Here is a 24,277-nt window from a genome sequence, read left to right on the forward strand (position 1 = left end):
GCGCACGGGTGAAAGAGCGCCGCTGGAGCGGCGTGGCCCGACCAGGCAGATCGCCTCACTTCTTCAGCACGCGCAGCAGGTCGACGTGGTCGTCGGTCCAGGGCCGCCAGTCGGGCCGGGTGACGATGGGCACGATGATCGGCTTGATCAGCGGCCGGTCGAGCAGCGCCGGGTGGCGGGCCAGCAGCACCCAGTCGCTCTGGATGGTGCCTTCGTCGTCGAGATCGCGTGCCATGACGATCGCCAGGCCGCGCGCCTGCGCCGCCCGCTCGATCACCGGCGGCAGGTTCAGGAACTTGTTGCTGACATGCACGGCCAGCACGCCGCTGGGCGCCAGGTGCTCGAGGTAGAGGTCGATGGCTTCCAGCGTGATCAGGTGCAGCGGGATCGCGTCGCCTGAAAAAGCATCGACGGCCAGCACGTCGTAGCCCTGCCGCTTCTCGCGCTCCAGGCTCAGGCGCGCGTCGCCCAGCACCACGTCGATGGTGGCCGGCGAGTCGGACAGGAACGTGAAGTACTTGCCGGCCACGGCGACGACCGCGGGATCGATGTCGTAGAAGCGGTAGGTGTCGCCGGCGCGGCTATGGGCCGCCAGCCCGCCGGTGCCCAGGCCGATGACGCCCACCTTGCGCGGCCCCTCGGGCAGCGAGCGGATGAGGCGTCCGATCCCCGATTCGTTGCGGTAGTAGCCCACGGCCCAGCGGCGCTTGTCCGGCGCCATCATCTGGGTGCCGTGGATGATGGTGCCGTGGGTGAGCTGGCGGTAGTAGTCGGGCGTGTCCTCCTTGTCGTCCATCACCCGCAGCGTGCCGTAGAAGTTGCGCAGGATGGCGACGTCGTAGCGGGTGTTGTCATAGCGCTTCCAGCCGGCCCACCCGGCGAAGGCCATGGCGACGCTCGCCACGGCGCAGGCGCCGATCACCAGCGCCGTGTGGCCCAGGGCGACGGCGCGCAGCGCCAGCACGGCGGCGGCCACGCCCAGCACGATCTCGAGGTCGAAGGCATTGGGCAGCACGGAAGGGAACAGCAGGCCGATCACACCGCCGCCGATCGCGCCGCCGACGGCGATGCAGAGATAGTAGCCGCCCAGCCGCGACGGCGGCGGCCGCAGCGCCACTAGCTCGCCGTGGCAGAACAGCGTCACCAGAAACAGGCCGCTGCAATACACCATCAGGCTCGGCACCAGCCGGTAGGTCAGCGACGACGTCATCATGGCCATCGCCATCGCCATGATCGCCAGCGCCGCCGTCGCCAGCCACATGGGACGGTAGTAGGGCAGGTTGCCGTCGAACCAGATCACGAAGGTCGCGAGATAGAGGACGAGCGGCGGAATCCACAGCAGCGGCATCGGCGCCACGTCGCGCGTCAGGTACTCCGTCACGGCGATCAGCAGCGCCGACGGCACCGCTGCCAGCACGATCCACAGCCATGGCCGGCCTTCGGCCTCGCCGGCAGGCGCAGCGGCTTGCATCGCCGGCGCTGTCGCCGGAAGCGAAGCGGCCGCGCCGTCGCGCCACTGCCGCCATGCCAGCAGTCCGACCAGGGCGGCATAGGCCACATAGGCGACCGACCAGACCCAGCGCTGGCTGGTGAGGCCGAGCCAGGGCTCGACCAGGAAGGGGTAGGCCAGCAATGCCGCCAGCGATGCCAGGTTGGAGAGTGCAAACAGGCGCCACGGCACCTTCCCGCGCCGTGCCAGCCAGGCCTGCAGCAGGGGCCCGCCGGCCGCCAGCAGCACATAGGTCGGGCCGATGGTGGTGGCGAGCAGGGCCAGGATGCGTGGTGCTGGCATCGCGCTTCCGGTCGGCTTCCAGGACGGATCGGGCGATAGCGGTATCGTGATCAGGCTGGCAGCCAGCAGCGCCAGGTGCAGGCCGGCCTGGGCGCGCGGCGAGAGGCGGCGGGTGACGAAAGCGGCGTAGCCATAGCCGGCCAGCAGCGCCGTCTGGAAGAACACCAGCGACGCCGTCCAGACCGGCGCGCCGCCGCCGAACCAGGGCACGATGATGCGGCCGATCAGCGGCTGCACGAGGAACAGCAGGAAGGCGCCCAGGAACACCGCGATCGCGACCACAACCATGTTCGCTGCCGCTCCTCTCACTTTATCCGTCATCACGGGCACAGCGTGGAATCCTTGGCGGCACGCATTGTGCGTCGCCTCTGAAAGATCCCTTGCTTCGCTCGGGATGACGGGCTGCGACCATCAATCTGCCAGCGCGAAGTGCAATAGCATCGTCTGCTGCAGAAAACTGAAATTGTCGTCCGCGATCAGCCACAGCAAGGTTTCCCCGTTGCGGCCGCGGCGGGCGGCGATGCCTTCGAGGTTTTCCGTCACCCAGGGGGTTGCCAGCCGGGCCAGCTCCTCGGCCTGCACCACGGCATCGGGGGCCAGCGCCGCCGCCCTGAGGCGCATCACGCGCACGCGCCAGCCGCCGGGCAGCCCGGCCGTCCGCTCCAGCAGGACGATGTCGCCGTCCGGCAGGGATGCCGCTGCCGTCGGCCGGAAGCCTTCGACCAGGGTGTAGTGGAACGGACTCCAGCTCGGCACGCCGTCACGCAGCGTGCCGATCCAGCCGGTCGTCGTGCCCGGCTTCAGCTGAAGCGCCTCGGCGAGCAGAAGCAGGCGACCGTCCGGCAGCACGGCCATTGCTTCCAGGCCGGTGTTGGCCGGGGTTCCGGCCAGCGCCGCCGGGGTCGGAAACGGCCTTGGCGTGCCGGCCAGGCCACCGCCTTGCGCCTCGTCGCCGGCAGGATAGCGCAGCACGCGATGCCGACGCTCGAAGCCGACCAGCAGCGAGCCGTCCGGCAGCGTGGCCAGGCTCTCGGCATCAGCCCAGGCCTTGCTGACGAGCCAGGTGCCGTCGGGCGCCTTCAGGCGGCCCAGCTGCGCGTTGTCAAATCCCACCAGCCGTCCGGCCGGATCATAGCGCAGCTGTCCCACCAGCCACGCGCCGGCGTCGGAGACGGCCCGCACGCGGCTGCCATCGGCGCCGACTTCCAGGTCGGACCAGCCGCCGAACGCGGCATGATCGGCGCTCAGCGTTATGCCGCCGCGCCAGATCAGCCTGCCGACCCGCGTCGCGGCCGGATCCTCGAGGTTGAAGGTCGCCGGCTTGACGCGCAGCGCCAGCGCGCTGGCCTGGGTATCGGGCTGCACGCTGCGGAACGGCGCGCAGGCGATCAGCGCCACGAGAAAGACGGCGAGCGCCACGCCGCGCGCCGAACGGGCCGGGGTGCTCATCAGGCTGTGGTCGGACAGCGACGCGTCACAGTCATTGTGGCATGGTAGGTCAAAGCTTCCATGCGCTGAAAGGCCTTCCATGACCCGGATGATCAGGCGTCGTGACGCACTGGCCGGCCTGCTCGCCGTGCCGGCGGTACGCACCGCATCGGCCCAGGCCACGGGTGCGCCGGGGCAGCGTGTCTCGATCACGCTGCCGGGCAGCCGTGTCCTTGCCGGGCGCATCTTCCTGCCGGAGAAGAAGCCGGCGCCCGGTGCCGTGGTGGTGCATGACGGCTTCGGGGCCATCGCGGCTTTCGACCAGATTGCCGAGCTGCTGGCCTTCGATGGCTTCGCCGCCCTGGTCGTCGACCTGCTCGACGGCAGGACGGCGCGTGACGACGCCGAGGCCGCCGCCCTGGCGGGCGGGCTGGACCTCGCCATGGCGCGCGATGCGCTGGGCCAGTGGTTCGACTGGCTGCGTTCGCGGGACTTCTGCAATCAGAGGCTGGCCAGCGTCGGCTTCGGCATCGGTGCCGCCCTTTCCGTCACCGTCAGCTCGGGCGCGCGCGTATCGGCAACCGGCATCTATTACGGCCGCATCGAGGATCCGGTCGACCGTCTGCATGACATCGACGGCAAGATCATCGGCCATTTCGCCGAGCGCGACACCTGGGCGACGCCGATATCGCGGATCGACCTGGAGCTGCGGCTGAAGCGCACGCAGCGTGATTTCCAGTTCCACGTCTATCCCGGCGCCGGCGGCTTCGCCAATCCGCTGTCGCGCAACTATGACCGCGGCGATGCGGCGCTGGCCTGGAACCGGACCGTGGCGATGTTCAAGCCTGCCTGCGGGCTGGCCCCCTGACCCCGGCGAGCAGGGCCGCCGCGATCAGCCCCAGCGCCCCGGCGCACAGCATGGCAACGTGGAAGCCGCCGGCCAGGGCGTGGGCGAGCAGGGCTTCGAGCCCGTCCGCGCCCATGCCGGCGCCGATACCGGCCGTCATGTCGTGCCGTGTCACAGCCGCTGCCGCAGCTTCCGGCGCCGCGTCGATGCCCGCCCGGGCAAGGGCGTTACCGAGCAGTGTCGTCGCACGGCTACTCATCAGCGTTCCCAGCAACGCGATCCCGAGCGTCATGCCGGCCTGGCGCAGGGCGTTCATGGTCGCTGACGCCATGCCCGACCGTTCCCGCGGCGCCAAGGTCAAGATGGCCGCGCTGGTCGCGGGCACAGCCTGCCCCATGCCGACCCCGAGCACGGCGAACACCGCCGCGATGGCAAGGTAGGAGGTGTCGGGGTCGACCAGGCTCATCGCCAGCAGCGCCGCGCCCGTGGCGCCGTAGCCGGCGACCATCAGCGTCCTGGTGTCATGGCGGGCGGCGAGGCGGCCGAAGGCGGCGGCCGTCACCGTCATGGCCGCGAATTGCGGCGCCATGCACCAGCCGGTCGCGCTCGCCGACCAGTCCTGCGCGCGCTGCAGGAAAAGCGAGAAGAAGAACAGGCTGCTGTAGCCCGAGAAGCCGAGCACAAAGGACGCCAGGTTGGTGACCGCGAAGCCGGCGTGGCCGAACAAGGCCAGCGGCAGCAATGGCCGCGGGGCGCGGCTTTCGACGATGACGAAGAGCGCCAGCGCCGCGGCCGCAACGGCGAGCGCCGCCATCGTGACGTACGCATCCCAGCCCTGCTGCCCGGCCGCGATCAGGCCATAGGTCAGCGCGCCCAGCCACAGCACGCTCAGCGCCTGGCCGGCGGGATCGAGCGCCGCCTGATCCGGGTTCGCCGTCTCGTCGATGCCCCACGACCCGAGGCCGATCGTGAGCAGGCAGATCGGGATGTTGATCAGGAAGATGCTGGGCCATCCCGCCGAATCGACCAGCACGCCGCCCAGCACGGGACCGACGATCAACGACAGGGCCGTGAACGAGGACCAGCCGCCGATCACATGGGCGCGCTGCGCCGGATCGGGGAAGGCCTGCGTCAGGATCGACAATGCGCCCGGGATCAGGAACGCGCCGGCAATGCCCTGGACGGCGCAGCCGGCGATCAGCACCGCCAGCGTCGGCGCCGCCGCAGCGCCGACGTCGCCAAGGGGACTTTCTATCACTACTTCGCGGCCAAGACGGACGTGATCGCGGCGTTGCGGGACCGCTTCGCGCAGGGCTTCGTCGCGCGGGTGCAGGCGGCGGTCGACGCCTGTCCGGCGGGGGACGCCGTCGGCCGGCTATGCGCCTGGACGGCTGCCGCGGTCGGCGCGTATCTCGACCAGTTCCAGCTGCACGACATCGTCTTCCACGATTTCGGGCACGACCGGCGCCAGTCGGCCGAGCACGATGCGGTCATCGACCAGCTCATGACGATCCTGGCGGCAGGCATCCAGAAGGGCACGTGGTTGATCGAGTCGCCGCGATCCACCGCCATCGTGATCTTCCATGGCATGCACGGTGTCGTGGACGACGCCATCGCGGCGGGAAGTCCCGACCGGGCACAGATCATCGACACGCTGTCGGCCCTGTTCCGGCGCATGCTCGGCGACGGCACCTCGCGTCGCGCCGAGAGGGACTCGGCTTGATACTGCGGTTGAGGCTGACCGTCCTACGCTGCCCAGCCGTCAGGCTGACGGCTCATCCAGCAATCCCAGACGCCGTTCGATGCGCTCGATGCGTTCGCCGAAGCGGTCCAATCGGGCCTCGACATGTGCAACGCTTTCAGCATCGCCAACCTGGTCGCGCCGCAGGCCGACGATCTGCCGAGCCATCTCGTTCTGCCGGTGCTTGATCTCCCTGACGTCATCGCGCACGACAGCCAAATCCGCGCGGATGACACGCAGATGTTCGAGCATCAGGTTGATCGGCTCGTCAGTCATTTGACTATCATAGCACAAGTCATGAGGGTCAGCACGAGGCCGGACCGTGCATGACGTTCACGCTGCGGCTATTCCGCTGCTTTCGCCGTGGCTGTGCCCACCGTAACCGGCGGCTCGTAGCGGCGATCGTGGGTCAACGACGGCACGGCAGCGCGTGCTTCGGCGACCTTGGCCATGTCGATCTCGGCCGTCACGAAGCCGGGCTGCGCGTCGCCGGCGTCGGCCAGCACCTCGCCCCACGGCGCCACGACCAGCGAATGGCCGTAGGTCTTGCGGTTGGCGGCGTGGGTGCCGACCTGCGCCGGCGCGAATACGAAGCAGCTGGTCTCGATGGCCCGCGCCCGCATCAGCACGTGCCAGTGGGCGCGGCCGGTAGGCACCGTGAACGACGAGGGGATCGAGAGCATCTCGGCGCCGGCATGCGCCAGGTCGCGATAGAGGTAGGGGAAGCGCAAATCGTAGCAGATCGTCATGCCCAGCTTGCCCCATGGCGTCTGCGCGATGACGGTCTTGTCGCCGGGCCTGAACGTCGACGATTCGCGATAGGTCTCGCCCGACGCGAGCTGCACGTCGAACATGTGGATCTTGTCGTAGCTGGCCACGATCTCTCCCGTGGGAGCGATCAGGTAGGAGCGGTTGGCGTTGCGCTCCGGCTCGACCTTGACGTGGATCGAGCCCAGCAGGAACCAGATGCCGCATTGGCGCGCCAGCGCCTGCATCGCCTGCAGCGATTCGTGGCTCTTCTCGGGCTGCGCCTTGGCCAGGGTGTCGGCGCGGTTGGCGCCGATCAGGGTCGAGTTCTCCGGTGTCATCACGAACTGCGCGCCGGCATCGCGCGCCAGGCGCGTCTGCTCCTCGATGAAGCGGATGTTGGGCGCCATCTCGTTGGTGGCCGTCACCTGGATCAGGCCGACGGTGAACTTCGCAGCCATGCGTCGCTCCATTGGTTCCTTCCCCCGGAGGGGGAAGGTGCCCCGAATTGACGTTTCGACGCTTCGCGTCGAAACGTCAGAGGCGGAAGGGGGATGTTCGAACGGAGTCAGCACATCGAATTGACACCGAATGCGTTGAAACATCCCCCTTCCGGCGCTTCGCGCCACCCTTTCGGGGGAAGGAAAATGGCTATCCCGTCGCCAGCAGCGGGTCGAGCTTGCCGGCGGCGTCGAGCGCGGCAAGCTCGTCGCTGCCGCCGATATGCCGGCCGTCGATGAAGATCTGCGGCACTGTCGTGCGGTTGCTGCGGGCGCGCATCTCGGCGCGTGCATCGGCGTCCATCATCACGTCGCGTTCGTCATAGGCGGCACCCTTGCTGTCGAGCAGCGCCTTGGCGCGCGCGCAGTAGCCACAGAAGGGTGTCGTATAGATCTCGATCCTGGCCACAATGCCTCTCCGGCGCGTTTGTCGCGACTATAGGTGCGACGCCATTCCTTGGCCAGGGTTGCGCCCCCTCAATCGCGCGCCTCCAGCCATGCGGCCAATGCCTTGTCGTCACCGCTTTCGACCGCGTCGGCGACGCGCCGGCCGATGGCGGCGCCGAACTTGTAGCCATGGCCCGAGCAGGCCGACACCACCCAGGCGGCGCCGCGCCGCGTGCTGAAGAAACGATCGTCATGGGTGAAGGTGTAGACGCATTTGCGCACGCGCTTGACCTGGTAGTCCGCCAGGCGCCGGAACAGCGGCCCGAACATGTCGCGCAGCTGCACGCCGGCGTCGGGCGGCAGCTCGAACGGCGTATCGGCGATCCATTCGGTGCGCGTGGCGCCGGCGCCGAATTTCAGGTCGGTGCCGGCGACCGGCGGCAGGATGTAGCCACCGATATCGCCGCCGATGCCCGGGATCGCCGGGGTGCCGGCCCAGGCGGCGCGGAACTCGGCCGGCGGGTCGAGGTAGACGACATAGGTACGCCGGCTGGCGAGCCGGTCGGCCAGGTCGGGCAACAGGCCCGTGACCCAGGCGCCGGCGGTCACTACCACCGCGTCGGCCGATAGCCGCTCGCCGCCGGCCAGGGTCACCGATGGCGCGGCGGCGTCGATGCCGGTCACGACCGCCTGCTCGCGGATCGTGACGCCCCGGGCGCGCAGCCAGGCCACCATGTCGGCGGCGATGCGCAGGCACAGCAGCACGCCACCTTCGGGCGACAGGAAGATGTCGGTGAAGCCCTGCGGGTCGAGATAGGGGAAGCGCGCCAGCGCGGCGTCCTTCGCCAGGGTCTCGAACGGATAGCCGCCGCGCGCCAGGCCATCGCGGTATTGGTCGGCATTGTCGCCCGGCGCGCGCACGATGCCCATGAAGCCGGCGCGCACGATGTGCTCGGCGCCGAGATCGGCCCAGAGTTCGTCCCAGGCCGCGAAAGCCTCGGTCATGCGATCGGTGTAGCCTTGGAGATCAGCGCTGTAGGCACGCCGGATGATGCGATGGTGGTCGCCCGAGGCCCCCAACGGGTTGGGGATCACGTCGCGCTCGATCAGGCTGACACGGTGCCCGCGCTTGGCCAGCGCCCAGGCGGTGCCCAAACCGGAAATGCCGGCACCGACGACAATGACATGCATGGCGGCCATGGCGCTCCCTGCTGGAAAGACAGCCCACCTAAGCAGGATTCTGCAGGCCCAACAGCATCGTGTTTCATTTCTAATTATGCGTATTTATAATGTAAAATAGATTAATTTCACAATGATATAAGATAAAATTTATTGATTAGACACTTTTGGATTGTTTATCTGATCGCAGCGCCATTGCCAGCCGCGATGGCCGTTGAACCCGGGAAATGGGGGCGAGCATGGCTTTCGACATCGCGTCGACCCAGGCATGGCCGGCAGCCGTCGCCGAGCCGGCGCGGCGGGCGCGGCACGCCTCGACCCGCGAGTTCCTGCAGGCGGCCATCACCGACACCTATCGCGGGCGCATCGCGCTGGTGTCGTCGTTCGGCACCGAGGCGGCGGTGCTGCTGCACCTCGTGGCGTCGATCGACCGCGCGACGCCGGTGCTGTTCATCGATACGCTGAAGCTGTTCCCCGAGACGCTGCGCTATCGCGACCTGCTGACGGCGCGGCTGGGGCTCAGCGATGTGCGGACCATACATCCCGATGCCGCGCGCCTGGCGCAGGACGACCCCGACGGCGACCTCTGGCGCCGCGATCCCGACCATTGCTGCGCCATCCGCAAGGTCGAGCCGCTGACGCGGGCGCTGGCCGGCTTCGATGCCTGGATCAACGGCCGCAAGCGCTTCCAGGGCGGCGCACGCGCGGCGCTGTCGCCGGTCGAGCGCGCCGACGGCCGCATCAAGCTCAACCCGCTGGCCGACTGGAGCGTCGAGGATATCGACGGCTACTTCGCCGTCCACAACCTGCCGCGCCACCTGCTGGAAGCCGACGGCTTCACCTCGATCGGCTGCATGACCTGCTCCGCCCCCACCCTGCCGGGCGAGGACCGCCGCGCCGGGCGCTGGCGCGGCCAGGGCAAGACCGAATGCGGCATTCATCTGGCGCTGACGCCGCCGCCGCGTGGAGAAGAGTGATGGACGACCTGGACTGGCTCGAGGCGGAGAGCATCTACATCCTGCGCGAGGCCTACGGCCGCATCGACCACATCGCCATGCTGTGGTCGCTGGGCAAGGACTCCAACGTCATGATCTGGCTGGCCAAGAAGGCGTTCCTCGGGCGCGTGCCGTTCCCCGTGATGCATCTCGACACCGGCCTGGAGTTCCCCGAGACCTACGCCTTCCGCGACCGCTATGTGCGCGAATGGGGGCTCGAGCTGATCAACGACGCCTGCCCGCCGATCGAGGAGATCGATCCGTCGCTGCCGCCCAACTCGCGGCTGGCGGCGCGCAAGACGGCGGGCCTGAAGCAGGCGCTGGCGAAGTACGGCTTCAACGGCATCATCGCCGGCATCCGCCGCGACGAGCAGGCCACCCGCGCCAAGGAGCGCGTCTTCAGCCCGCGCCGCAACCAGGGCGAATGGGATTTCCGCGACCAGCCGCCGGAGTTCTGGGACCTGTACAACGCCGAGTTCCCGCCCGGCACGCATGTGCGCGTCCATCCGCTGCTGCATTGGACCGAGGTCGACATCTGGCGCTACATCAGGCGCGAGGGCATCCCGGTGGTGCCGCTCTATTTCGCGCAGGGCGGCAAGCGCTACCGCTCGCTGGGCGAGATCGGCATCACCTTCCCGATCGACAGCGACGCCGGCGACATCGACGCCATCGTCGCCGAGCTCGAGACCATCCGCACGCCCGAGCGCGCCGGCCGTGCCATGGATCACGATTCGGAGGATGCCTTCGAACGCCTGCGCGTCGCGGGGTACATGTGATGGGCGCCTATTCCACACGCGATGCGCGGTCCGCGAACGCGCGGGCCTTCCCGATCGTGATCGTCGGCCATGTCGACCACGGCAAGTCGACGCTGGTCGGCCGCCTGCTGCACGACACCGACTCGCTGCCCGACGGCAAGCTCGACCAGCTGCGCTCGGTGTCGGAGAAGCGCGGCCTGGAGTTCGAATGGTCGTTCCTGCTCGATGCGCTGCAGGTCGAGCGCGACCAGGGCATCACCGTCGACGTCACCCAGATCTGGTTCCACACGGCGCAGCGCCGCTACGTGATCATCGACGCGCCCGGCCACAAGGAATTCCTCAAGAACATGGTGACCGGCGCCTCGCGCGCCCATGGCGCGGTGCTGGTGGTCGACGCCAAGCTCGGCGTTTCCGAGCAGACGCGCCGCCACGCCTACCTGCTGCACCTGCTGGGTGTGGCGCAGGTCGCGGTGGCGGTCAACAAGATGGACCTGGTTGACCACGACCAGGGGCGCTTCGTCGACGTCGAGCGCGAGATCACCGCCTATCTCGGCGAGATCGGCATCCGGCCGCGCGCCGTCGTGCCCGTGTCGGCGCGTCACGGCGACAACATCGACCGGCGCAGCGGGGTCATGGACTGGTATCGCGGGCCGACCATCACCCAGGCGCTCGACGGCTTCGCGCGGCGGCCCTCGCCGATCGATGCGGCGCTGCGCCTGCCGGTGCAGGACGTCTATCGCCTCGACGACCGGCGCGTGATCGTGGGCCGTATCGAGAGCGGCCGCGTGTCGGTGGGTGACACGGTGCGGCTCAGCCCGACCGGCCGCCGCGCCCAGGTGGCCGGCATCGAGGACTGGAACCGCAACCAGCCGCGCCAGACCGCGGGCGCCGGCGAGAGCGTGGCGTTGACGCTCGACGAGGACGTCTTCGCGGTGCGCGGGCACCTGCTGACGGCGCCCGAGGCGGCGCCGGCCGAAAGCCGCGCGGTCGCGGTGCGGGTGTTCTGGTTCGACGAGGAGCCGCTGCGCGCCGGCCGGCGCATGCGGGCGCGCTACGGCACGGCCGATGTCGATGTCACCGTGGCCGCGATCGAGCGCGTGATCGATGTCGAGACCCTGGCCTCGGGTCCGGCCACGCAGGTCGACCGTAACGCCGTGGCGGAGATCGTGTTGCGCTCGACCCAGCCGCTCTATCTCGACAAGTTCGCCGACAATCCGCGCGCCGGCCGCGGCGTGCTGACGAGCGACTACCGCGTGGTGGGCGGCTTCATCGTCGAGCGGCCGCTGCACGGTGCCGGCCGCAACCTCACGGCCGTGCGCACCAGCGTCGTGCGGGCCGAGCGCGAGGCGCGCAACGGCCATCGCGGCGCCGTCTTCTGGCTCACGGGCCTGTCGGGATCGGGCAAGTCGACCATCGCCAACGGCACCCTGCGCCGCTTGTTCGACAATGGCTGGCAGGTCCAGATGCTGGACGGCGACAATTTGCGCGACGGGCTCAACGCCGATCTCGGCTTCGCGCGCGAGGACAGGGCCGAGAATCTGCGGCGCACGGCGCATGTCGCGCGCCTGCTGGCGGAAAGCGGCGTGATCGTCCTGGCGGCGCTGATCTCGCCCTATGCCCGCGACCGCGCCGAGGCGCGCCGCATCGTCGGCGACGGCTTCTACGAAGTGCATGTGCACGCCGATGTCGAGGTCTGCCGCGAGCGCGATCCCAAGGGCCTCTACAGCCTGGCCGCCAGCGGCCAGGTGGCCTCGTTCACCGGAGTGTCGGCGCCCTACGAGATCCCGGTGCAGGCCGACCTGGTGCTCGACACGACCGGTGCGGCGCCGGAGCGCTCGATCGAGGCGCTGGTGGGCTATGTCGGCGCCAAGTGCGGCAAGGTCACGGCCGACTGCCACGGCGGCTGGGGCGCGGTGCTGACCTGAACATCCCATCATCCCGAGCGCAGCGCTGGATCCGAACGGTTTCCCGCGACGGCCCCGTGCCCGGATGACAGGGCGGGGGTTGCGATGCGCGGCGGCGTCACGATATCGATTCGCGGAGGTGAGGCATGATGCAGCGCAGGACGATCTTGCTATCGGGTGCCGCCGCTGTGGCGCTGCCGCGCGCCGCCGCCGCGCAGCAGGTGCGGTTGCTCAACGTATCGTATGACCCCACGCGCGAGCTCTACCAGGACGTGAACGCGGCCTTCGCCAAGAGCTGGAGCGCGCAGAGCAAGGGCAGCATCACCATCCAGCAGTCGCATGGCGGATCGGGCCGCCAGGCGCGGTCGGTCATCGACGGGCTGGAGGCCGATGTCGTGACCCTGGCGCTGGCCTACGACATCGACGCCATCGCCGAGCGCGGGCTGATCGCCACGGACTGGCAGAAGCGCCTGCCTTCCAACAGCGCGCCCTACACCTCCACCATCGTGTTCCTGGTGCGCCGCGGCAATCCCAAGAAGATCAAGGACTGGAGTGACCTGGCGCGGTCCGACATCAAGGTGATTACGCCCAACCCCAAGACCTCGGGCGGCGCGCGCTGGAACTATCTTGCGGCCTGGGGCTACGCGTTGCGGACCGAGGGCGGCGATGCCGCCAAGGCCGAGAAGTTCGTCGGCGAGATCTTCGCCAACGCGCCGGTGCTCGACACCGGCGCGCGCGGTTCGACTGTCACCTTCGTGCAACGCGGCATCGGCGACGTGCTGCTGGCGTGGGAGAACGAGGCGTTCCTCGCCATCAACGAGCTGGGCAAGGACAAGCTCGAGATCGTGGTGCCCAGCGTCAGCATCCTGGCCGAGCCGCCGGTCGCGGTCGTCGACAAGGTCGTGGATCGCCGGGGCACGCGCGCGGCGGCGCAGGCCTATCTCGAGTTCCTGTACACGCCCGCCGGGCAGGAGATCGCCGCCAAGCACTACTACCGGCCGCGCGATTCGCAGGCAGGTGCAAAATACACCGCCGCTTTCCCGAAGATCGACCTCTTCACCATCGACCAGGTCTTCAGCGGCTGGCAGACCGCCCAGAAGACGCACTTCGCCGACGGCGGCATCTTCGACCGCCTCTACAAGCGCAAGCGCTGAGCGGGCGCGCAAGTCCTTGCCACCAACACCGGCGTCATGAGCTCATCGGCCCTTCTGGACCGCCCGGCCGGGCGCGGTCATGATCAGCAGCGGCGCGCCGCCGCGCGCGTGGAGACGCTCGACCTGACCCAGGCCTCGCCCCCGACGAGCGCTGACGCCTCGCCGCCATGTCTGGCGGACGCGCGGCCGAAAGCGGCGTGGCGGCCCCGCAGCATCATCCCCGGATTCGGATTGACGCTGGGGCTGACGCTGGCGTGGCTGGGGCTGATCGTGATGCTGCCGCTGGTGGCGCTGTTCGCGCGCGCCGCCAGCGTTGATCCCGGCCGCTTCATCGAGACCGTGACGTCGGAACGCGTGCTGGCGGCCCTGCAGCTGAGCTTCGGCGCGGCGCTGGCGGCCGCCCTGGCCAACGCCGTGTTCGGCACGCTGCTGGCCTGGGTGCTGGTGCGCTACCGGTTCCCCGGCAGGCGGCTGGTCGATTCCCTGGTCGATGTGCCGTTCGCGCTGCCGACCGCGGTGGCCGGCATCTCGCTGACGGCGCTCTATGCCGAGAACGGCTGGCTGGGCGCGCCGCTGGCCGAGCTGGGCATCAAGGTCGCGTTCACGCCGCTGGGCGTGTTCGTGGCGCTGGTGTTCGTCAGCCTGCCGTTCGTGGTGCGCTCGATCGAGCCCGTGCTGCAGGATCTCAGCCCGGAGATCGAGGAGGCGGCGGCCTGCCTTGGCGCCAGCCGGTGGCAGACGATCTGGCGTGTGATCGTGCCGACCCTGTTCCCGGCCCTGGCGACCGGCTTCGCCCTGGCCTTCGCGCGCGCCGTGGGCGAATACGGCTCGGTGATCTTCATCGCCGGCAACCTGCCCGGCATATCGGAGATCGCGCCGCTGCTGATCGTCATCAAGCTGGAGGAGTATGCTTACGGCGAGGCCACGGCGGTGGCAGCGGTGATGCTGCTGCTCTCCTTCGTGCTGCTGCTGGCCATCAACCTGCTGCAGCGCTGGTCGCGCAGCCACCTGGAGCGGCGCTAGCCATGGCCACCCGGCCGCGATCGGCAGTCGACGCCCGCACCGAGCCGAGCCCGGTGCGCTGGCTGCTGATCACCGTGGCGCTGCTGTTCGTCGCGATCTTCATCGTGCTGCCGCTGGTGAGCGTGTTCACGGAGGCGCTGCGCCAGGGCTTCGGGGCCTATTTCGGCGCGCTGGCCGACGCCGACGCGCGCGCCGCGATCGGCCTGACATTGACCGTGGCGGCGATCGCCGTGCCGCTGAACCTGGTGTTCGGCGTGGTCGCGGCCTGGGCCATCGCCAAGTTCGACTTCCGCGGCAAGAGCCTGCTGATCACGTTCATCGATCTGCCGTTCTCGGTCTCGCCCGTGATCTCGGGCCTGATCTACGTCCTGCTGTTCGGCCTGCAGGGATGGCTGGGGCCGTTCCTGTCGGAGCAGGGCTTCAAGATCATCTTCGCGGTGCCGGGCATCGTGCTGGCCACCATCTTCGTCACCTTCCCGTTCGTGGCGCGCGAGCTGATCCCGCTGATGCAGGAGCAGGGCACCGATGAGGAGGAGGCGGCGCTGGTGCTGGGCGCGTCGGGCTGGCAGACCTTCCGGCGCGTGACCCTGCCCAACATCCGCTGGGGCCTGCTCTACGGCGTGCTGCTGTGCAACGCGCGCGCCATGGGCGAGTTCGGCGCCGTGTCGGTGGTGTCCGGCCATATCCGCGGCCTGACCAACACCATGCCGCTGCATGTCGAGATCCTCTACAACGAGTATAATTTCGTGGCCTCGTTCGCCGTCGCCTCGCTGCTGGCCCTGCTGGCCCTGGTCACGCTGGCGGCCAAGAGCGGCATCGAGTGGAAGATCGGGCGCGGCCTGACCGGGCGGGGGCATTGACATGGCGCAGTCGTCCGCAATCCACGTGAAGGGCATCGGCAAGCGCTTCGGCAGCTTCGTCGCGCTCAGCCAGGTCGACCTCGACATCCGCGCCGGCGAGCTGGTGGCGCTGCTGGGGCCGTCGGGCTCGGGCAAGACGACGCTGCTGCGCATCATCGCCGGGCTGGAATGGCCGGACCAGGGCGAGCTGCTGCTCAACAGCGACAACGCGCTGCGCCGCGGCGTGCGCGAGCGCCAGATCGGCTTCGTGTTCCAGCACTACGCGCTGTTCCGCCACATGTCGGTGCTGGAGAACGTCGCCTTCGGCCTGCGCGTCATGCCGCGCCGCCGCCGGCCCGGCGATGCCGAGATCCGCAGCCGCGTGCAGCGGCTGCTGGAGCTGGTGCAGATCGGCCATCTCGGCGACCGCTATCCCAGCCAGCTTTCCGGCGGCGAGCGCCAGCGCGTGGCGCTGGCACGGGCGCTGGCGATCGAGCCGGCGGTGCTGCTGCTCGACGAGCCGTTCGGCGCGCTCGACGCCAAGGTGCGCAAGGACCTGCGGCGCTGGCTGCGGCAGCTGCACGACCGCCTGTGCATGACGACGGTGTTCGTCACCCACGACCAGGAGGAGGCGCTCGAGCTGGCCGACCGCGTCGTGGTGCTGGGCCATGGCCGGATCGAGCAGGTGGGCACGCCCGAGGAGGTCTACGGCGCGCCGCGCAACCCGTTCGTCTTCGATTTCCTGGGCCAGGTGAACCGCGTGCGCTGCCAGGTGCGCGGCGGCCGGCCGCTGGTGCCCTACGCCCATATCGAGCAGATGAACGGCGATGGCGCGCAGGACGGGCCCGGCACGCTCTACGTGCGCCCGCACGACGTGGTGCTGCAGCGCGACCCGGCGGGGCCGGCCACCGTGCGCTTCGTCGGCGTGGTCGGTCCGGTGGTGCGCCTGGAGGTCGAGGTCATCATGGGCGCGCCGGTGCTGGAAGCGGAGATGCCGCATCACGTCTATGCCGGTTACCGCTTCACCGCCGGCGATAGGGTGTCGGTGCGCTTCCGCGCGGCGACGCTGTTCTCCGACGTCGCCGGCGAGCAGCTCCTGTCGCCGGCCGACCTGTCCCTGACATCGGCGGCGCTGTAGCTTCGGCTTTGGACCGCGGGCGTCCACGCCCGCGATCGGCGCACAGCGCCGACAGTCTTTCGCTCTTCGCTTTGCTGCGAGCGAATGCGGGCGTGGACGCCCGCGGTCCGAATTCTACAACCGTAATTGCGGACGCACGACGCGGGCCAATGTCAGCACGTCGACGGCGGCGGCGCCGGCGAGCAGCAGGGCGCGGGCGCAGGCCTCGACGGTGGCGCCTGTCGTGAGCACGTCGTCGATCAGCAGCACGGTCTTGTCGCGCACCGCGTCCCGGTGGTGGGAATGGACACGGAAGGCGCCGGCGACATTGCGGCGCCGCTCGCGGGCATTCAGCGCCACCTGCGAGGGGGTGCGCCGATGCCGCACCAGCAGGTCCGGCACCACGCGCGCAGGGCCGTGTCCCGCCAGTGCGCGTGCCAGCTCGGCCGACTGGTTGTAGCGCCGCCACAGCAGGCGCCAGCGATGCAGCGGCACCGGCGCGATCAGGTCGGCGTCGGCCAGCAGCACTGCGCCGGCCTGCGCCAGCCAGCGTCCGAAGGTCGGCGCCGGATCGAGCCGGTCGGCATGCTTGAACATCAGCACCAGCCGGCGCGATTCGTCGGTGTAGGCGAAGGCGGCGCGGGCGCGGCGGTAGCGCGGCCTCTTGGCCATGCAGGCGGCGCACAGCGTGTCCGGGCCGGCGTCGACCTCGAACGGGATGCCGCAGCAGGCGCATAGCGGCGGCGTGATGAACGCGATCCTGGACCAGCAGGCCGCGCACAGCATGCCCGGCATGTCGACCGCGGCGCTGCACGACAGGCATTGCGGCGGCAGCAGCACGTCGAGCGCCGCGCGCCCGTAGCGCTGCATCGCCGCCCGCACCGGGTTGAGATCCATATGGGCCATGCCACCGGCCGATTCGGGCGAATTCGTGGCGGTAGGGCTCTCGCACATGGCACAAGGCCGCGCTGAGACACCTGCTGTCATCCCGAGCGCAGCGAGGGATCTCCCGCGAATTGCGCACGGTGCGTCTTTCCGCAGGAGATCCCTCGCTGCGCTCGGGATGACAGAAAGGCCATATGCGATTGCCTTAGCCTTCGCGGGGAGAAGGGATATCAGTAGTCGACCTTGAACGTGCGGCGGATGTCGTCGATCTGGGCCTCGCTCAGCGGTGGCGGCGGCGCGTCGCGCAGCATCAGCCACAGCTTGGCCGTCTCCTCCAGCTCCTCCAGCGCGAAGCAGGCGGCGGACACGGTGTCGTGCCAGACCAGCGGCCCCAGCCGCTCCAGCAGCACGGCGCGCACGCGCGCCGCCTGCGCCAGCACCAGGTCGGCGACCTCGGGGTCGCCGGGACGCCGGTAGGGGATCAGCGGCACATGGCCGACCTTCATCACGAAATAGGGCGTGATCGGTGGCAGCACGTCGTTGCGGTTCACGTCGGGCCGCAGGCTGAGCGCTACCAGGCTGGTCGAATGCGTGTGCACGATGCCGCCGGTGCCGGGCCGCGCATCGTAGACGGCGCGGTGCAGCAGGATGGTCTTGGAGGCGCGCGCGCCCGACACCTGGCGGCCCTGGGCATCGAGCTTGGCCAGGGCGGCTGGGTCGAGGAAGCCCAGACAGGCATCGGTCGGCGTGATCAGGAAGCCGTCGTCGAGCCGGGCGCTGATGTTGCCGGCCGAGCCGACCGTGTAGCCGCGGCGGTACAGGCTCTCGCCGATGCGGCAGATTTCTTCACGGGCGCGGCTTTCAGGCGACATGGGCTTGTCCTCGACGGCGGGGCGGCCAGATGTAGCATGCGGCTTGGCCAGGCGCGCGCATGCGCCTAGAACAGCGGCATGGCCGCCCCGGATCCGATGCTGGTGTTCGACCGCGACGTCGTGCGGCGGCGACGCGAGCGCGCCGCCGCGTCGTGGGACGGCGCTGCCTTCCTCAAGCGCGAGGTGGCGCAGCGCCTGGTCGAGCGCCTCGACGATGTGCGCCGCCGCTTCCCGCTGACGCTCGATATCGGCTGTCATGGCGGCGAGGTCGCAGCAGCCCTGCGCCTTGCCGACGGCACGATGCGCGGCGGCGTCGAGACGCTGGTGTCGAGCGATCTGGCGCTCGGCTTCGCGCGCCGGGCCGCCGCGCACGGGCCGGCCCTGGTGGCGGACGAGGAGGCCTTGCCGCTGCGGCCGGCCAGTGTCGATCTCGTGCTCAGCGCGCTGGCGCTGCACTGGGTCAACGACCTGCCCGGCGCGCTGGTCCAGGTCGGCCGGACGCTCAAGCCCGACGGGCTGTTCCTGGCAGCGCTGCTGGGCGGCGAGACCCTGTGGCAGCTGCGCCGGGCGCTGGCCCAGGCCGAGAGCGACGTGGAGGGCGGGCTCAGCCCGCGCGTGTCGCCGTTCGCCGATCTGCGCGATGCCGCCGGCCTGCTGCAGCGCGCCGGCTTCGCCATGCCGGTCGCCGATGCCGAGACCATCGACGTGCGCTATCCCGACGCCCTGGCCCTGATGCGCGACCTGCGGGCCATGGCCGAGAGCAACGCCGTGCGCGGCCGCCGCTCCAGCCTCGCCCGGCGCGAGACCCTGGCACGCGCGGCGGCGATCTACGCCCAGCAGCACGGCGGCGGCGATGGCCGTGTCGCCGCCACATTCGAGGTGCTCTACCTGCATGGCTGGGCGCCGCATGCAGGGCAGCCGCAGCCGCTGCGGCCGGGCACGGCGGCGGCGCGGCTCGCCGATGCCCTGGGCACGACCGAGCGGCCGGCGGGCGAGAAGGCCGGGCGCTGAGCGTCGCCGCCGGGTGCGACCCAGTCAGGGCTGGCGCGAGCCCCGGTCGCATCCCTATGTTGTCGCCATGCAACCGCCACGCCTCATCTTCGCCGACCTGATTGCCGATGCCTTCCGTCACGTCACCAGCAACGGGCGTCTGCTGCTCGATATCGCCCTGGTGCCGACGATCATCAGCGTGGGGCTGCAGCTCGCCGGCCGGCTGCTGAGCGGCGAGCGGATGGAGCCGCTCGAGGCGATGGCGGTCAAGCTGTTCGACTTCGTCCCGACGGCGATGTTCGCGGTGGCCTGGCATCGGCTGGTGCTGCTGGGACCGGGCGCGCTTGGCGGCACGCCGGGCTTCGGCTGGACGGCGCGCGAGCGCGGCTACCTGCGGCAGCTCCTGCTGATCGCGGCCGTGCCCATCATCCTGCATGCGCTGTTCTGGATGGTGATGCCGTGGCCGATGGAGATGCCGAGCGCCGGGCCGCTGCCGCCCGACGTCGAGACGGCGATGCCGCTGGGCCTGGCGTTCACCGTGACCGCGATCATCGCGTTGCGGCTGAGCTTCGGCCTGGTGGCGCCGTCGCTGGACCTGGCGTGGACGCCGCATCTGTCGTGGCGCTACGGCAAGGGCAACGGGCCCATCGTGCTCTTCGCGCTGCTGCTGATGATGGTGATCGGCCTGATCGTGAAGGCTGTGGCCACGGCGATCCTGCTGACGATCGCGCTGGGCCTGTTCGGCGGCCCGCTGAGCCTGGGGCCGTGGCTTCTGGTGCAGGTCATCGCCGAGACCATCGCCTATGTCTCGATCGCGCCGCTGGTCACCGTGCAGGCGCTGATCTTCCGTGCCCTCACCGGCTGGTCGCCCGGCAACCCGCTGCGCCAGCCGCCGGCGTGATGCGCGCGCGCCGGCGCGCCCGGCATCACAGCAGATCGCGCAGCTGGGCGATCAGCGGCAGGTCGGCCGGCGGCATGGGATAGTCGCGCAGGGCATGCACGGCCACCCATTTCAAGGTCTGGCCTTCACGCGGCTGCGGCAGGCCGCGCCACTGGCGGCAGGCATAGAGCGGCATCAGCAGGTGGAACGCCTCGTAGCCGTGCGAGGCAAAGGCGATCGGCGCCAGGCAGCTGCCGCGCGTCTCGATGCCGAGCTCCTCGTGCAGCTCGCGCACCAGCGCTTCCTCCGGCGTCTCGCCGGCATCGACCTTGCCGCCGGGGAACTCCCACAGGCCGGCCATCGACTTGCCGGCCGGGCGCTGCGCGATCAGCACGCGGCCGTCGGCGTCGATCAGCGCCACGGCGGCGACCAGCACCAAGCGCCGATCGCCCAGCGGCGGCGGGCCGCCAGGGCACGACTCGAAGGGATCCGATGGCGCGGCCATCAGCTCCGGTAGCTGCCGTTGATGTCGATGTAGCGGTGCGTCAGATCGCAGGTCCACACCGTGCACTTGCCGCGACCCAGGCCCAGCTCGATATCGATCACCACGTCCTGGCCCTTGATGTGCCTGACCACGGGCGTCTCGTCGTATTTCGGCACGACCTGGCCGCCATCGGTGATGCGCACGCCGCCGATGGAGATGCGCAGCTTGTCGCGGTCGGCCTTCTCGCCGGCCTTGCCGACCGCCATCACGATGCGGCCCCAGTTGGCGTCCTCGCCGGCGATCGCGGTCTTGACCAGCGGCGAGTTGGCGACCGCCAGGCCGATCTTGCGCGCCGCACCATTGCTGGTGGCGCCGGTCACGTTGATGGTGATGAACTTCGAGGCGCCTTCGCCGTCGCGCGCCACCAGCTGCGCCAGCTCGATCATCAGGTCGTCGAGCGCACGCTTGAACTCGACCAGCATCGGATCATCGGCTTCGTCGATGCGCGGGTGCTTGGCGCCGCCGGTAGCGGCCAGCAGCAGCGTGTCGCTGGTCGAGGTGTCGCCGTCGACGGTGATGCAGTTGAACGACTTGTCGGTGGCGTCCGACAGCAGCTTCTGCAGCACTGCCGGGGGCAGCTTCGCATCGGTGAAGGCGAAGGCCAGCATGGTGGCCATGTCGGGCGCGATCATGCCCGAGCCCTTGGCGAAGCCGTTCAGCGTCACCGTCGCGTCGCCGATGCGGCAGGTGCGGGTCGCCAGCTTGGGGAACGTGTCGGTGGTCATGATCGCGGCCGAGGCGTCGGCCCAGCCGTCCTCGCGCGCCGCCTTGATCAGCGCCGGCATGTGCTTGGCGAACGGGGCCGGATCGAGCGGCTGGCCGATCACGCCGGTCGAGGCCATGAACACCTCGTTGCGGGCGCAGCCCAGCGCCTGCGCCACGGCGCGCGTGGCCTCCTCGACCGACTTGTCGCCGGCCTTGCCGGTGAAGGCGTTGGCGTTGCCGGCGTTGGCCAGGATGGCGCGCACCTTGCCGCGCGCCAGGTTCTTGCGGCACCACTCGACCGGCGCCGAAGCGGTCTTCGACTTGGTGAGGACGCCGGCGATCACGGCGCCCGCGGGCAAGAGAGCCAGCATCACGTCCGTGCGGCCCTTGTAGCGGATGCCGGCTTCGACCGCGCCGAGCGTGATCCCGGCGATGCGGGGCAATGTCGGCGTCGTCTTGGGCGCCAGCGGCGATACGGTGTGCGAGGCGTTCATCGTCGCTTCGAGGCCTTTTTCGGTAGGTGCTCTGATTGCGTGCGGACGGGGGACCCCAAAACGGCGGCGCGCCCCGCAGGACGCGCCGCAACCGCAGGCCAGCCTACACCAAGTGACGATGAAAAGTCGCGTAGGATTCCGCCGGCCGTCTCCCCCACCCCGGCCGGCTACGGCATTCACACATCGCGCCCGCCGTCTGAAACGCTGCCCTTCCCCCGGAGAGGGAAGGTGGCGCGCAGCGCCGGAAGGGGGATGTTGCAATCGCTTCGATGCTGCTGAACAGCCGCCGAATCTGTTCCAACATCCCCCTTCCGCCCCTTGCGGGGCACCTTTCCCCTCCGGGGGAAGGGACGCTTAAGGTGTGTGAGTCCGGTAGCCCCGGCCGGGGAGACCGCGTTGTCACTTCTTCCCGGGCGCGCTCGGCGGCGCCGCCGGCGGGGCGGCCGGCGCCTCGGGGATCTTCGAGCCGTCCATGTTGAACTTCTCGATTTTGGCAGTCTTGCGCAGGCCTTCCATCATCTGGCCGTAGACCTCGCGCGACAGCTCGGCACGCAGCTCGTCCTCCATGTCCTCCATCGAGGGCGGCTGGGCGGCGCGGCGATCGTCGAGACGGATGACGTGGAAGCCGAACTGGCTCTTGACCGGCGCCGGCGTCGTCTCGCCCTTCTTGAGCATGAAGGCGGCCTCGGCGAATTCCTTCACCATGTCGCCCTTCTTGAACCAGCCGAGGTCGCCGCCCTGGGCGCCCGATGCCTTGTCCGTCGACTTGTCCTTGGCGATCTTGTCGAAATCGCCGCCCTTCTGCAGCTCGTCGATGATGGCCTTGGCGGCGGCTTCGTCGACGACCAGGATATGGCGGGCCTTGACCTCTTCCTCCGGCGGCAGGTCGCGCACCTTCTTGTCATAGAGCGCCTTGATCGCCTGCGGCGTGACGCGCTTGTCGATCTCCTGCGTCAGGAACTGCTCCTGCAGCAGGCGATCCTCCAGGCCGGCGAGGCGCTTCTTGAACGCCTCGGTGTCCTGCACGTTGGTCTTGCGGGCCTCCGCGACCTGCAGCCTGGCGTCGATGATCTGCTCGAGCAGCGCCGGGAAGATGCGTTCCAGGGGCAGCCCGCGATACTGCTGCGGCAGGTTGGCCTGCGCCGCCTGAACATCGGTCAGACGGATCGACTGGCCGTTGACGGTTGCCACAACCGGGTCGGCCGGCGGCTTGGCGGAAGGCGCAGGCGTGGGCGCGGGTGCCGGCGCCTGGGCGAAGGATGGCGCGGCCACGGCCATTGTCAGCAGCAAGGCCGCGCACACGCCGCGCGTGAAGGACGTCATTGGAGGGGGCTCCCGATATGCACGCGCCGGTCCGGAAGCGGTCCGGGGCGGAATCTCGGAGCATTAGCCCAGGCCCCGGCATCGGACAAGTGACGGAAATCGGACGTCCGATCACGTCCTTGCGGGGATGTGCAGGTAGGCTGCAAGCGGTCCGCGGCCAACGGCCGCAGGCCCTGTCGCCGCCACGGCCGCCGTCAGCCGTAGCGCCGCGCCAGCGTGCCGAGCGCAAGGTCGTGGGCGCGTTCCAGCCCGTCCAGCGACTCGGTGTAGTCGCCGAACTTCTTGCGGTTCACGGCCCGGGCCAGCTGGAACTGCAGCGCCTTGGCGCCTTCGGCAACCTGGTGGCAGGCGGCGGCGACACCATCCAGCCCGGCTTCACCCTGGCCGGCGAGCCACTGCACGTGGCTGCCCAGCAGCTCGAAATTGGCGCCGAGCTGGCGCATGATGTTGAACGCGTAGAGATGGAAATAGGCCATCGGCCGCGCCGCCAGCATGTCCAGATGGCCGGGGAACGCGGCGCGGAACGCCGCGAAGGCGCCGGCCGGACGCCGGGCGAGGTGGTCCTTCATCAGCGCCAGCACCGCATCCAGCAGTGCCCGCCCGCTCAATGCGCGGCCGTCACGCTTGACGAACTCGGCATAGGGGAACAGCACGTCCGGCCGATCCTGCTGCATCGGCAGGCGACGGAAGAGGCCGTCGAAGTCCTCGCCCGTGACCAGGTGGTAGCTGGTGTTGTGGAAATAGCCCAGAGTGCGCGCATCGATGTCGATCGCATTGATGGCGATCGTCGATTTCACATGCCCCTGCCGGTAGGCGGTGCCGCGCGTGTCGGGCAGGTAGAAGCTGTCGACCTCGACCAGCGGCATGCGCCCGCGCCGGATCTGCTCGACGGCGTGCCCCTCGACCGTGTCGTAGATGGCCAGCTCCTGCACCGAGAGGCCGAACAGCGTGCGCAGGTCCTCGAGCGGGAACTTGAAGAAGGTGAAGTGATCGCCCTCGAAGTCCTGGCCGATGGTGAACGGCAGCGCCGCCAGCGGCTCGAGGCCGAAAGCGTGCAGCACCTCGATCCAGACATCGACATAGCAGTTGGTCTCGAGCCAGATGCGGTCAGGCGCATGCAAGGCATGCGCACGGTACGTCGCTGGATCGAGCGCCAGCAGCCGAACGCCACTCATG

At 69.6% G+C, this 24,277-nt stretch carries 24 protein-coding genes; 11 read left to right on the forward strand and 13 right to left on the reverse strand.

The window, feature by feature from the left end:
- Nucleotides 1–55 precede the first annotated feature (55 nt).
- Complete coding sequence (locus FHP25_RS19255) at nucleotides 56–2,080, reverse strand: spermidine synthase (RefSeq protein ID WP_147848581.1); 2,025 nt, start codon at nucleotides 2,078–2,080, stop codon at nucleotides 56–58.
- Nucleotides 2,081–2,203: 123 nt separating this feature from the next.
- Complete coding sequence (locus tag FHP25_RS19260; RefSeq protein ID WP_178133638.1) at nucleotides 2,204–3,241, reverse strand: esterase-like activity of phytase family protein; 1,038 nt, start codon at nucleotides 3,239–3,241, stop codon at nucleotides 2,204–2,206.
- 79 nt (nucleotides 3,242–3,320) lie between these two features.
- Between FHP25_RS19260 and FHP25_RS19265 the strand changes: the two genes are divergently transcribed.
- Nucleotides 3,321–4,088, forward strand: coding sequence for a dienelactone hydrolase family protein (locus FHP25_RS19265; protein WP_178133639.1), 768 nt, complete (start codon nucleotides 3,321–3,323; stop codon nucleotides 4,086–4,088).
- On the opposite strand, the gene FHP25_RS19270 is transcribed toward FHP25_RS19265, so the two are convergent.
- Nucleotides 4,060–5,325 (reverse strand): MFS transporter, encoded by a 1,266-nt coding sequence (locus tag FHP25_RS19270; protein ID WP_218578454.1) that lies wholly within the window; start codon nucleotides 5,323–5,325, stop codon nucleotides 4,060–4,062. The two genes, FHP25_RS19265 and FHP25_RS19270, sit on opposite strands and share 29 nt — an antisense overlap.
- Nucleotides 5,326–5,346: 21 nt before the next feature.
- Between FHP25_RS19270 and FHP25_RS19275 the strand changes: the two genes are divergently transcribed.
- Nucleotides 5,347–5,790: a hypothetical protein gene (locus FHP25_RS19275; RefSeq protein WP_147848584.1), complete on the forward strand. Its 444-nt coding sequence runs from the start codon at nucleotides 5,347–5,349 to the stop codon at nucleotides 5,788–5,790.
- Between the two features lie 39 nt (nucleotides 5,791–5,829).
- Here FHP25_RS19275 and FHP25_RS19280 read toward each other — a convergent pair whose 3' ends face one another.
- The 4 genes from FHP25_RS19280 to FHP25_RS19295 form a co-directional block, all read right to left on the reverse strand.
- Nucleotides 5,830–6,084: a hypothetical protein gene (locus FHP25_RS19280; protein WP_147848585.1), complete on the reverse strand. Its 255-nt coding sequence runs from the start codon at nucleotides 6,082–6,084 to the stop codon at nucleotides 5,830–5,832.
- Between the two features lie 68 nt (nucleotides 6,085–6,152).
- Nucleotides 6,153–7,016: a carbon-nitrogen hydrolase family protein gene (locus FHP25_RS19285; RefSeq protein WP_147848586.1), complete on the reverse strand. Its 864-nt coding sequence runs from the start codon at nucleotides 7,014–7,016 to the stop codon at nucleotides 6,153–6,155.
- Nucleotides 7,017–7,206: 190 nt separating this feature from the next.
- Nucleotides 7,207–7,464, reverse strand: coding sequence for a glutaredoxin 3 (grxC, locus tag FHP25_RS19290; protein ID WP_147848587.1), 258 nt, complete (start codon nucleotides 7,462–7,464; stop codon nucleotides 7,207–7,209).
- A 68-nt stretch (nucleotides 7,465–7,532) separates the two neighbouring features.
- Nucleotides 7,533–8,642: an NAD(P)/FAD-dependent oxidoreductase gene (locus FHP25_RS19295; protein ID WP_218578455.1), complete on the reverse strand. Its 1,110-nt coding sequence runs from the start codon at nucleotides 8,640–8,642 to the stop codon at nucleotides 7,533–7,535.
- 218 nt (nucleotides 8,643–8,860) lie between these two features.
- On the opposite strand from FHP25_RS19295, the gene FHP25_RS19300 reads away from it, so the two are divergent.
- The 7 genes from FHP25_RS19300 to FHP25_RS19330 all read left to right on the forward strand — a co-directional run bounded on the left by FHP25_RS19300 (nucleotide 8,861) and on the right by FHP25_RS19330 (nucleotide 16,429).
- Nucleotides 8,861–9,598, forward strand: a complete 738-nt coding sequence (locus FHP25_RS19300) for a phosphoadenylyl-sulfate reductase (RefSeq protein WP_178133640.1) — start codon at nucleotides 8,861–8,863, stop codon at nucleotides 9,596–9,598.
- Complete coding sequence (gene cysD, locus FHP25_RS19305) at nucleotides 9,550–10,392, forward strand: sulfate adenylyltransferase subunit CysD (protein ID WP_231712397.1); 843 nt, start codon at nucleotides 9,550–9,552, stop codon at nucleotides 10,390–10,392. The genes FHP25_RS19300 and cysD overlap by 49 nt, the downstream gene beginning before the upstream one ends.
- Nucleotides 10,392–12,296: an adenylyl-sulfate kinase gene (cysC, locus tag FHP25_RS19310; protein WP_147848590.1), complete on the forward strand. Its 1,905-nt coding sequence runs from the start codon at nucleotides 10,392–10,394 to the stop codon at nucleotides 12,294–12,296. The genes cysD and cysC overlap by 1 nt, the downstream gene beginning before the upstream one ends.
- Before the next feature lie 128 nt (nucleotides 12,297–12,424).
- Complete coding sequence (locus tag FHP25_RS19315) at nucleotides 12,425–13,429, forward strand: sulfate ABC transporter substrate-binding protein (RefSeq protein ID WP_218578465.1); 1,005 nt, start codon at nucleotides 12,425–12,427, stop codon at nucleotides 13,427–13,429.
- A 216-nt stretch (nucleotides 13,430–13,645) separates the two neighbouring features.
- On the forward strand, nucleotides 13,646–14,452 hold the full coding sequence (gene cysT / locus FHP25_RS19320) for a sulfate ABC transporter permease subunit CysT (RefSeq protein WP_231712401.1): 807 nt from the start codon (nucleotides 13,646–13,648) through the stop codon (nucleotides 14,450–14,452).
- Nucleotides 14,453–14,454: 2 nt separating this feature from the next.
- Nucleotides 14,455–15,312: a sulfate ABC transporter permease subunit CysW gene (gene cysW, locus FHP25_RS19325; RefSeq protein WP_147848593.1), complete on the forward strand. Its 858-nt coding sequence runs from the start codon at nucleotides 14,455–14,457 to the stop codon at nucleotides 15,310–15,312.
- A gap of 1 nt (nucleotide 15,313) precedes the next feature.
- Nucleotides 15,314–16,429 carry a sulfate/molybdate ABC transporter ATP-binding protein gene (locus FHP25_RS19330; RefSeq protein WP_147848594.1) on the forward strand — a complete coding sequence of 372 codons (1,116 nt, stop codon included), beginning with the start codon at nucleotides 15,314–15,316 and terminating at the stop codon, nucleotides 16,427–16,429.
- Nucleotides 16,430–16,543: 114 nt separating this feature from the next.
- On the opposite strand, the gene FHP25_RS19335 is transcribed toward FHP25_RS19330, so the two are convergent.
- Nucleotides 16,544–17,314, reverse strand: a complete 771-nt coding sequence (locus FHP25_RS19335; RefSeq protein WP_231712398.1) for a ComF family protein — start codon at nucleotides 17,312–17,314, stop codon at nucleotides 16,544–16,546.
- Nucleotides 17,315–17,523: 209 nt separating this feature from the next.
- Nucleotides 17,524–18,165 carry a 3-oxo-tetronate 4-phosphate decarboxylase gene (otnC, locus tag FHP25_RS19340; protein ID WP_147848595.1) on the reverse strand — a complete coding sequence of 214 codons (642 nt, stop codon included), beginning with the start codon at nucleotides 18,163–18,165 and terminating at the stop codon, nucleotides 17,524–17,526.
- A 78-nt stretch (nucleotides 18,166–18,243) separates the two neighbouring features.
- Between otnC and FHP25_RS19345 the strand changes: the two genes are divergently transcribed.
- Both FHP25_RS19345 and FHP25_RS19350 read left to right on the forward strand, forming a co-directional pair.
- On the forward strand, nucleotides 18,244–19,176 hold the full coding sequence (locus FHP25_RS19345; RefSeq protein ID WP_147848596.1) for a methyltransferase domain-containing protein: 933 nt from the start codon (nucleotides 18,244–18,246) through the stop codon (nucleotides 19,174–19,176).
- Between the two features lie 67 nt (nucleotides 19,177–19,243).
- Nucleotides 19,244–20,056, forward strand: coding sequence for a hypothetical protein (locus FHP25_RS19350; RefSeq protein WP_147848597.1), 813 nt, complete (start codon nucleotides 19,244–19,246; stop codon nucleotides 20,054–20,056).
- A gap of 25 nt (nucleotides 20,057–20,081) precedes the next feature.
- On the opposite strand, the gene mutT is transcribed toward FHP25_RS19350, so the two are convergent.
- The 4 genes from mutT to FHP25_RS19370 form a co-directional block, all read right to left on the reverse strand.
- Nucleotides 20,082–20,540 carry an 8-oxo-dGTP diphosphatase MutT gene (gene mutT / locus FHP25_RS19355; RefSeq protein WP_147848598.1) on the reverse strand — a complete coding sequence of 153 codons (459 nt, stop codon included), beginning with the start codon at nucleotides 20,538–20,540 and terminating at the stop codon, nucleotides 20,082–20,084.
- A complete protein-coding gene (gene argJ, locus FHP25_RS19360) occupies nucleotides 20,540–21,778 on the reverse strand; it encodes a bifunctional glutamate N-acetyltransferase/amino-acid acetyltransferase ArgJ (protein ID WP_147848599.1) in 1,239 nt (412 codons plus the stop codon). Before argJ ends, mutT begins: the two co-directional genes overlap by 1 nt.
- Nucleotides 21,779–22,177: 399 nt before the next feature.
- The gene (locus FHP25_RS19365) at nucleotides 22,178–23,101 is read right to left on the reverse strand and encodes a peptidylprolyl isomerase (protein WP_147848600.1); all 924 of its coding nucleotides are present in this window, start codon (nucleotides 23,099–23,101) and stop codon (nucleotides 22,178–22,180) included.
- Nucleotides 23,102–23,295: 194 nt separating this feature from the next.
- Complete coding sequence (locus tag FHP25_RS19370) at nucleotides 23,296–24,276, reverse strand: DUF1839 family protein (RefSeq protein ID WP_147848601.1); 981 nt, start codon at nucleotides 24,274–24,276, stop codon at nucleotides 23,296–23,298.
- Nucleotide 24,277: the final 1 nt, after the last annotated feature.

The organism is Vineibacter terrae, from assembly GCF_008039615.1.
Lineage (GTDB): Bacteria > Pseudomonadota > Alphaproteobacteria > Reyranellales > Reyranellaceae > Vineibacter > Vineibacter terrae.

Coding starts and splice junctions, on each gene's coding strand:
- FHP25_RS19255 (WP_147848581.1), bottom strand. CDS start 2,080: ATGGTTGTGGTCGCGATCGCGGTGTTCCTGGGCGCCTTCCTGCTGTTC.
- FHP25_RS19260 (WP_178133638.1), bottom strand. CDS start 3,241: ATGAGCACCCCGGCCCGTTCGGCGCGCGGCGTGGCGCTCGCCGTCTTT.
- FHP25_RS19265 (WP_178133639.1), top strand. CDS start 3,321: ATGACCCGGATGATCAGGCGTCGTGACGCACTGGCCGGCCTGCTCGCC.
- FHP25_RS19280 (WP_147848585.1), bottom strand. CDS start 6,084: ATGACTGACGAGCCGATCAACCTGATGCTCGAACATCTGCGTGTCATC.
- FHP25_RS19285 (WP_147848586.1), bottom strand. CDS start 7,016: ATGGCTGCGAAGTTCACCGTCGGCCTGATCCAGGTGACGGCCACCAAC.
- FHP25_RS19295 (WP_218578455.1), bottom strand. CDS start 8,642: ATGGCCGCCATGCATGTCATTGTCGTCGGTGCCGGCATTTCCGGTTTG.
- FHP25_RS19300 (WP_178133640.1), top strand. CDS start 8,861: ATGGCTTTCGACATCGCGTCGACCCAGGCATGGCCGGCAGCCGTCGCC.
- cysD (WP_231712397.1), top strand. CDS start 9,550: ATGCGGCATTCATCTGGCGCTGACGCCGCCGCCGCGTGGAGAAGAGTG.
- cysC (WP_147848590.1), top strand. CDS start 10,392: ATGGGCGCCTATTCCACACGCGATGCGCGGTCCGCGAACGCGCGGGCC.
- FHP25_RS19315 (WP_218578465.1), top strand. CDS start 12,425: ATGCAGCGCAGGACGATCTTGCTATCGGGTGCCGCCGCTGTGGCGCTG.
- cysW (WP_147848593.1), top strand. CDS start 14,455: ATGGCCACCCGGCCGCGATCGGCAGTCGACGCCCGCACCGAGCCGAGC.
- FHP25_RS19330 (WP_147848594.1), top strand. CDS start 15,314: ATGGCGCAGTCGTCCGCAATCCACGTGAAGGGCATCGGCAAGCGCTTC.
- FHP25_RS19335 (WP_231712398.1), bottom strand. CDS start 17,314: ATGGCCCATATGGATCTCAACCCGGTGCGGGCGGCGATGCAGCGCTAC.
- otnC (WP_147848595.1), bottom strand. CDS start 18,165: ATGTCGCCTGAAAGCCGCGCCCGTGAAGAAATCTGCCGCATCGGCGAG.
- FHP25_RS19345 (WP_147848596.1), top strand. CDS start 18,244: ATGGCCGCCCCGGATCCGATGCTGGTGTTCGACCGCGACGTCGTGCGG.
- FHP25_RS19350 (WP_147848597.1), top strand. CDS start 19,244: ATGCAACCGCCACGCCTCATCTTCGCCGACCTGATTGCCGATGCCTTC.
- mutT (WP_147848598.1), bottom strand. CDS start 20,540: ATGGCCGCGCCATCGGATCCCTTCGAGTCGTGCCCTGGCGGCCCGCCG.
- argJ (WP_147848599.1), bottom strand. CDS start 21,778: ATGAACGCCTCGCACACCGTATCGCCGCTGGCGCCCAAGACGACGCCG.
- FHP25_RS19365 (WP_147848600.1), bottom strand. CDS start 23,101: ATGACGTCCTTCACGCGCGGCGTGTGCGCGGCCTTGCTGCTGACAATG.
- FHP25_RS19370 (WP_147848601.1), bottom strand. CDS start 24,276: ATGAGTGGCGTTCGGCTGCTGGCGCTCGATCCAGCGACGTACCGTGCG.